The sequence below is a fragment of the Pirellulales bacterium genome, assembly GCA_035656635.1.
Lineage (GTDB): Bacteria > Planctomycetota > Planctomycetia > Pirellulales > JADZDJ01 > DATJYL01.
This window is the reverse complement of the sequence record DASRSD010000050.1, coordinates 22,678-30,168: the sequence shown is the minus strand read 5'-3', so window position 1 is coordinate 30,168 and position 7,491 is coordinate 22,678. Positions and strand designations below refer to the sequence as shown.

The window sequence follows — 7,491 nt, the reverse complement described above, 5'->3', positions numbered from 1 at the left end:
TAGAGCGTTGTTCCGTTGACGAATTTCAGCGGATAAATTTCGATCCGCGGGCGCGTCACTGCGCTGATTTTCTCAATATCGCTAATGATTTGCATCACCCGTTCCACATCGCGTGGATTGCCGCGCACCACAATGGCATCGAGCCCTTCCAAAAACTCAATCTGCACCGGGCCGATTAATTCTCCGCCTTGCTCTGGCGCCGGCTGCGGTTGCGGTTGATTTTGATCTGGGGGGTTCTGGTTTTGGTCCTGGTTCTGCGCTAGCGGCTGGTTGGGCGTTTGGGCAACTTGCAACGACGGACCTGTTGCTTGGCCCCCGGCTGCATTGCCGTTCTGTTCGCCATCCTTCGGCTGGAAAATCATGTTAATGAAGCGACTAGCGGGGGCATTGTCGCCACTTTGCGCCGCATTTCCACTATGGGTTCCACTAGCAGTAGAATTGCTCTCGCGCAAAGCAGAAAGCGCCTTGATTACGTCGGACGTATTCGCCGCGTTCAAGGTCACTACCCGCGTATTGTCGTTCGATTGCTGCGGATGATTGTCGAGCGATTCGACAACCCGCGCCCAAGAATCGGCCAATTTAACTGGACCTTCCAAGGCCACCTGTCCGGCCTTGCGATCGACAATCAAGTTGACGGTGCCGCCCCGCGTTTCCAAAACGTAGCGTGCCCAGTCGCCGTTATGTTCAATGGTCACCGGCAACGGCTTGCCAAACACGCCGTTCAAGGCCGCTTCGAAATCGCGCCAGCTAAGATGCTTCAGCGGCACAACTTTTGGACCGTGCATGCTGACGGTCTGGCTCGGTGGCCCGGCCGTCGCGCTATTGCTCTTCAATCCACTGCCTTGCAGGATTGCTGATACTTGCTCTTGGACGGTTGACGGCGCAATCACCAGAATTTGGGATGTCCGCCCGTCGGGTGAAATACGCACTCCGCTGTTCGGAGGAAATTGCTTCGTCAAGCGCTGAACGACCTCGTCCAGCGTAGCCGGCGGTGACACCGTGTAGGCCCGCACAATCTGATCCTGCTCACCGCTTGCGCGATTTACAGCAGAACTGGGCGACGTCAGGGTCGGCGCATCCTGTCCGGCAGCAATACTGCCGCACAAAAAGAGTGCTGGGATTACGAATCCCATTCGGAATGCAAGACAATCGGTTAATTTTGGGCTGTTCATACGAGGGGGGACTAAAGCTTGTTTTCCTTGGCCGTAATCCAAATTGGATAAAATCAATCGCAGGAACGCTGGGAAACGCAGCCCGGTAGCGGCCCGCAAACTCTGCGCAATGCGAATAATCGGAATAAGCTTCCCAAATCTCCAAGAAATCCAGAAAAGTCCTCAGCAGCATGTTAAGTCGAATGATAATGGGAGTTTTAGAAAAAATAGGAAGAAATGTTTCCGGTACGGATGCGAACAATTTAGGCCAATTTTGCGTCCGCTCAGGCGAATTACTGCTAGCACGCTGTTCCCGGGATTGAAACTTCGCCTTGCAACAGCAGGTACAATGCCACGGTAAGAAAACCCCCCTGCGCACTGTGCCACGGTTGCTGTCCCACCACGCTGTGGCGACGGCGCCAGCCCCGCCCGCCTCTCATTCAACCATCAACACAATTAAAAGGACCGAAGTCAGATGGCCCTTCGCCAAAATACCTGCGTTCGATCATCTACGTTATTGCGTTTCACTAAGGGGCGCCCGCGAAAGCCTCGCTACTGTTGGCTGTCGGTGCTGGCGGTGCTGCTGCTGTGCTCCACAATCTCTGCGTTGGGAGCCGAACGTGTTACCGCCGAGAAGCTATTGCCAAAAAACACGCTGGCATACGTGCATGTGGCCAGCGTTCCCGAATTGGTCGAGGCATTCAAGCAAACCAATTTGGGACGGATGATTGCCGATCCCCAGGTGCAGCCCTTCGTGACCAAGCTGTACGAAGCCGCCAACAACGCGCTGACTCAAGTGAAGGAAAGCACCGGGCTATCGCTGGACGAAATTGCTCACATTCCTCAGGGCGAACTTACGCTGGCAATGTTGCCGACCGCAAAGCCTGTTGCTGAGGGTCCGTCGAAGCCATTCGGATTTGTGGCCTTGGTCGATTGCGGCAACAGCATTGAATCGGCCCGCAAATTCACCGATACCATTCACGCCGCGCTGGAACATAACGGCTATGTAGGACGGCAGGAAAGCGTCGATGGATTTGTCATTTCGATCTACGAACACGGGGGCGATTCCCCATCTCTGGTGTCGGTGGAGCGCGATAACACGCTGGTATTTTGCTCGAATTTAGATGTCGCCAAGCAACTGTTGTCGCGCTGGACAACCAACAATGAAGATTGCCTGGCGGAGAATCCAAAGTTTGCGGAAGTTGTGAACCACTGCCGCGGCACCAAAGGCGAAGAGCCGCATTTCACTTTTTTTGCAGACCCCATCGCCATTTTCTCGGAAATTGGGAAAACCGATGCGGCTGCCCAATTGGCGCTGGCCATTCTGCCAACGATTGGCTTGGATGGAATTAAAGGCGTGGGAGGCAGCTTTGTTCTGGCGACGGAGGATTTCGATGGTATCTCGCAACTGTATCTGGCTCTGGGCTATCCGCGTTCCGGCGTGCTGGAGCTCATTGCACTCGATTCGGGCGAAGATACGCCGCCGGTTTGGGTGCCGGGAGATACGGCCAGCTATGCGTCCATCCATTGGAATTTGCAGCAGACATTCGAAAAGGGAACCAAGCTGGCCGACACGTTTAACGGTCCCGGCGCCACCGCGAAAAGCATTAACGACCGAGTGCAACGGCGCGCCGGAATCGATTTTGAGCACGAATTGCTGCCGGCATTGACCGGTCGCATTTTGCACAGCACTTGGTTCGAACTGCCCGCCAAGCCAGGCATTGGCGCGCACAATTTAATCGCCCTCCAACTGCGCGATCCCAAGGCCTTTGCCGATATCTATCAAAAACTCGTCTCCAATTTGGGCGAGCGTTTGCAGAAGAAAGCATTCGCCGGAATCGATTATTACGAATCCACGGGTCCCACATATCTCGATCTAATTTTCCTCGCCTTTGACGGCCCGCGGCGCCGCCAAGACGAAACCCGGCCAGTTCCTTGTATGGCGATGCTGGACGATTGGCTGCTGCTCAGCGACCGGGCCGGCATTTTAGAGCACATTTTTTCGCACCGCGATGAGGTCGAGAACGATCTGGCATCATCGCTCGATTTCAAGCTCATCGCCGCCAAAATTGCCCGGCAGCCGGGGGGCGACAAGCCCGGCATGTTGAGCTTCAACCGGTCGGAATCGGGACTCAAGTATTTGTACGATTTGGCCAACTCCGATGACGCCCGGAAAGCTCTGCAGCAGCGGGCCGACACCAGCGTTTTCTTCAACGTGCTGAATCTAGGCCTGGACAAAAACCCGTTGCCGCCATGGGACGTGATTGCCCACTACTTGGCCCCGGAAGGCACGATGTTGATCGACGAGGATTCCGGCATTCATTACATGTCGTTCGCGCTCCGGCGAAAATAGAATAATGGCAACGTCGCCGCCGCGGTGGAATCGGAAGGCAATTCCACGTTCATTTACCACGCTCGCTCACTTTGAACGGTAATTCGTCTGCCGCCTCCGGTTCACAATCCGGCAGCAGTTCCACAGGCGGCCCCGCGATCGCCTGTTCCACGTCGGCATCGCTTAGGCGATAAATCAAAATCGAATGCCCGGCGTTGGCATCAGGCTCTCGCTGTCGCAAAAATGCGCACAGCCGGGCGAACCGCAATTGCTCGTAAAGGTGAAAGATTGGATTCATATTTTGCGTGCCGAAGCTGGCCGCTATTTGCCGAATTTGTTCCTCGTTGCCACCCGCATTTCGGTACGCTGCCACCGCTTGAGTAAACAATTGGTAAAACTGCTCGTAGCGGGCATTCCATTTGCCTGGAAACGGCAAGTAAACGCCGGGCAACATGGTGGCGCTAATGCAATACGTGCCGCCGATTAACGCTTGCGGAGGCAGTGTCGACGGAACGTCGAAGAAGCCCGGCAATCGGGTCGCCTCAATGCCATAGTACGTTGGCCATGCTGTGCCGAAGTATGAGAGGTAAACCGGCACTGCCGACTTGGCATCTTGCGGATGAGCGTCCAGCCAGCGTTTCAACTCTTTCAAATCCTGGCCCCAATCGAGCGAACTGTCGACTAAGTGCCGATAACCCTGTGCTGGACCGCCGGCCAGAATGTTGAAATAAGCTAAATAGTCGGGCCAAACCCAAACTGCGTCCAAGGCTGCCAGTGCCAACGAGACACACAACACAATTTGCGCGATTCGAATTGCCTTCGTGAAGTGATGTGGTTCGGCAATTTCGACGCGTTTGCCATTCTGCAGCGGGCTGCTAGTCCATTTCGATAACAGGAACCAACACGTGGCGGCGCCAGCTAAAATAAACATCGGCGGATACGTGGGGAGCAAATGCCGCTGCCCGATATTGATGTGGCTCGTCAGCGAAACGATCCAATACACGCTTAACAGCACCATCAACGGCGTCAGCGGGTACCAATGATGGATAGAAGCCTGGCTCGCCGGATCGGTCTGGTTACTCGTCCCGCGAAAAAACCAGGCGCCGATTGCAGCCAGCGCCAAAACGGCAAACACATCCAGCGGTGTTTTCACCAGCAGGCTGTAAGGAAAGAAGCTGATCCAACCGTGCGTGCGAAACTCGCCGTTCAAGAATGCGCGCCGAACTTCGGTGGTCGAAAGTGTATACGAAAGTCCATACAGAAAGGGCTCCGGCAACAAGCGGTGTTCACCCAGGAATTGAATAATTGGACCCGCTGCGCCCACGTTCTTCGTGAATTGCTCCCACGAGGTATCGACGGTAGCGCCATGACTGGCGCTGGGATTGAGCGTAGAGTATCGGAAACCATACGAAGCCCAAATCAACATGCCCACCGCCAAAATTTCCACAACCATAACTCCCGCGATCGCGGCGAGTTGTTTCAGCCTGCCACGAAGCTCGTACGTCTGCCCAAACACAACCAAGAGTGGCTGTGAATGAAAGCACCGTACGGCGAGCAGCACCAGTCCCATCGGGACAATCAGCACGCCGGAAAACTTCGACAGCAACAATCCCGCCATGGAGATTGCGGCGGCCAAAATCGCGAATATCGAAACTCGATGCAGCAGCGTCCACACTGCCCAAGCGGCCGCGCAGAAAAACAATGCGCTGGCAAGATCGGCGGTAATTAAAAAGCCATGGCTTAGCATCGTCGGCGAAAAGGTATATAACATCAGGCTGATTAAACTGCCGACTCCGCCAAATAATTGCCGCGACCAAAAATAAACGACCGCGCCCAGCGCCACGCTGAGCAAACCAATCATCGCGCGGGCCTGCAAAATCATGGCGTCGGCATTGTTGCCGGAATCGTACAAAAACCGATTTGCAAAATCGTACCGCTGGCCGTGCAGCCACGTAGGTTCATCCGGCGGCGGAAAGCGATATCCCTCCAGCCACACCGGCAATGCGGCCCAGCGCTGCGGCCAGTTGCCGCTTTCTGCATTGGAGCGATAGTCATTGGCCGACCAATAACTGTAACCGCTCGCTAGATGCAAGCCTTCGTCGAATGTCAGCGTTTTGCGGCTGGCGGCACTTAGCCCCAAGCAAAAATGAATGCTCAATAGCAGCGGCACCGGCCACAAAGAGTTTAGAAAAGCGAAAATCCGGCGGGTTTGTGGCGATTGGCGATCGTGCATCGTGGCAAATTCTTTCTGATCGTGCACAACTCATCTTGTCTTCCCGCCGCGCAGCTTGTCAATCAACCAGATTGTGCTGTTCCGGCTGTAAGCTATCCTTATCTGGAGTGTTGCGGAAAGCCTGCTCAAAAACTCTGATGTGGTTTCCAACCATCGTTCGCACATGGGCCAGTCCGGAATTTACTTGTCCGTTGTCATTCCGGCCTATAACGAAGAAGCCCGCGTTGCCGGCACCCTGCAGTCGGTAACCACTTTCCTCAAGCTCCAATCGCACGAATGGGAAGTGATCGTGGTCGACGATGGCTCCGCCGATCAAACCGCGCAAATTGTGAAGGCCGCAAATGCCACCGAGCCGCGCGTGCAATTGTTGCAGTACGAATCCAATCACGGCAAGGGTTACGCGGTGCGGCAGGGAATGCTGCACGCCAGCGGCAAGTATCGCTTGTTCATGGACGCCGACAATTCCACCACCATCGATCACCTCGGCCAGTTCCTGCCGCTGCTGGAGGCGGGCGTCGACATTGCCATTGGATCGCGCGCGGTCCCCGGCGCCAACATCGTCGTTCACCAACCACGATGGAAGGAATTGCTGGGAAAGTTGGGGAATCGGTGGATTCGGCTGTGGGCCGTTCCAGGCATTTTCGATACACAAACCGGCTTCAAGGCTTTTACGGCCGAGGCGGCACAAACAATATTCCCATTGCTGACGATCGACCGCTGGGGATTCGACGTGGAAGTGCTCGCCATCGCTCGCCGCCGCGATTACAAAATCGCGGAAATTCCCATCCGCTGGGTCAACGATCCGCATTCCAAGGTCACCGCTTGGGCTTACTTCGAGGTCCTTAAAGATGTGCTGAAAGTCCGGCGCAACCTTTGGAAAGGGATCTATTAAACGCCCGATTGGCGGGTAAATGCTTAATTAACCGCCTCACGTCCGGTGGCTGGGGTCGAACGAAGTGAGCCCCAGCGGTCGGGTGGCTGGGGTCGAACGAAGTGAGCCCCCAGCGGCTTGAATTCCGGGGGGGCTCGGCGGCGACCCATCGGGTCACGGTGTGTCACCGGGCACGTGCTAAGCTTTTCTAGTGGCCGGCGGGTTGTCGTGGCCAGCCGCTGCCGCAATTGTTTTATGGGGAGCCGCAACATGCTGCGCTTAAAAGTTAGTTGCTCAATCGTCATGCTGTGCGTTGTCGCGCACTGCGCCCAACCGGCGATGGCGGACGTTTTGCAAAACGATTTTCAAAAACTGCAGGGCGTGTGGACTTTGTACTACGCTGAATGGGAAGGATCCAGCTTTTTGCCCGGCGCAAACGTGCGGCTGGCCATTTCAGACCATCAATATATGGTTGCCCCCAATACCGGCGCGGCCACGGTGGGTAATTTCGCACTGTACCAGATGTCCTGGCCGCGACAAATCAATTACGTTCCCTTCTCCGGTCCTGCGGCGGGACAAACCTGCCTGGGAATTTACAGCGTGATTGGAAACGTTCAGGTGGTCTGCTTCGTCCCGCCGGGACAACCTCGCCCGACAGATTTCAGCACCTTTCCTGGCAGCGGACGAATGCTGAATGTTTGGCTCCGGCAACCGTGAAAAACGGGAAGCGGAGTTTTGAGCGACGAGAGTCCCATTTCAGGCTTTACGACACATACATGCGCGTAATGGTTCGGCGCTAGATCGTCACGACGCCGCAATCTTTCCTAAATCGCCAAATCCAGGCGACCGCCTTGCAATTCGCCTGCTGGCGCGATAGGGATAACATATTCCAAGGACGATTTCC

At 55.5% G+C, this 7,491-nt stretch carries 5 protein-coding genes; 3 read left to right on the top strand and 2 right to left on the bottom strand.

From position 1 onward, the window contains the following. Window positions 1-1,133, bottom strand: a 1,133-nt coding sequence (locus VFE46_04405; protein HZZ27228.1) for a secretin N-terminal domain-containing protein, incomplete at its 3' end; no start/stop codon positions are given. Window positions 1,134-1,626: 493 nt separating this feature from the next. On the opposite strand from VFE46_04405, the gene VFE46_04400 reads away from it, so the two are divergent. Then, complete coding sequence (locus tag VFE46_04400) at window positions 1,627-3,504, top strand: hypothetical protein (protein HZZ27227.1); 1,878 nt, start codon at window positions 1,627-1,629, stop codon at window positions 3,502-3,504. 49 nt (window positions 3,505-3,553) lie between these two features. Here the strand turns inward: VFE46_04400 and VFE46_04395 are convergent, their stop codons facing one another. Continuing rightward, window positions 3,554-5,743, bottom strand: a complete 2,190-nt coding sequence (locus VFE46_04395) for a glycosyltransferase family 39 protein (protein ID HZZ27226.1) — start codon at window positions 5,741-5,743, stop codon at window positions 3,554-3,556. A 136-nt stretch (window positions 5,744-5,879) separates the two neighbouring features. Here VFE46_04395 and VFE46_04390 point away from each other — a divergent pair, with 136 nt between their 5' ends. Both VFE46_04390 and VFE46_04385 read left to right on the top strand, forming a co-directional pair. Then, window positions 5,880-6,608 (top strand): dolichyl-phosphate beta-glucosyltransferase, encoded by a 729-nt coding sequence (locus VFE46_04390; protein HZZ27225.1) that lies wholly within the window; start codon window positions 5,880-5,882, stop codon window positions 6,606-6,608. 249 nt (window positions 6,609-6,857) lie between these two features. Further along, complete coding sequence (locus tag VFE46_04385; GenBank protein ID HZZ27224.1) at window positions 6,858-7,304, top strand: TIGR03067 domain-containing protein; 447 nt, start codon at window positions 6,858-6,860, stop codon at window positions 7,302-7,304. Window positions 7,305-7,491 lie beyond the last annotated feature (187 nt).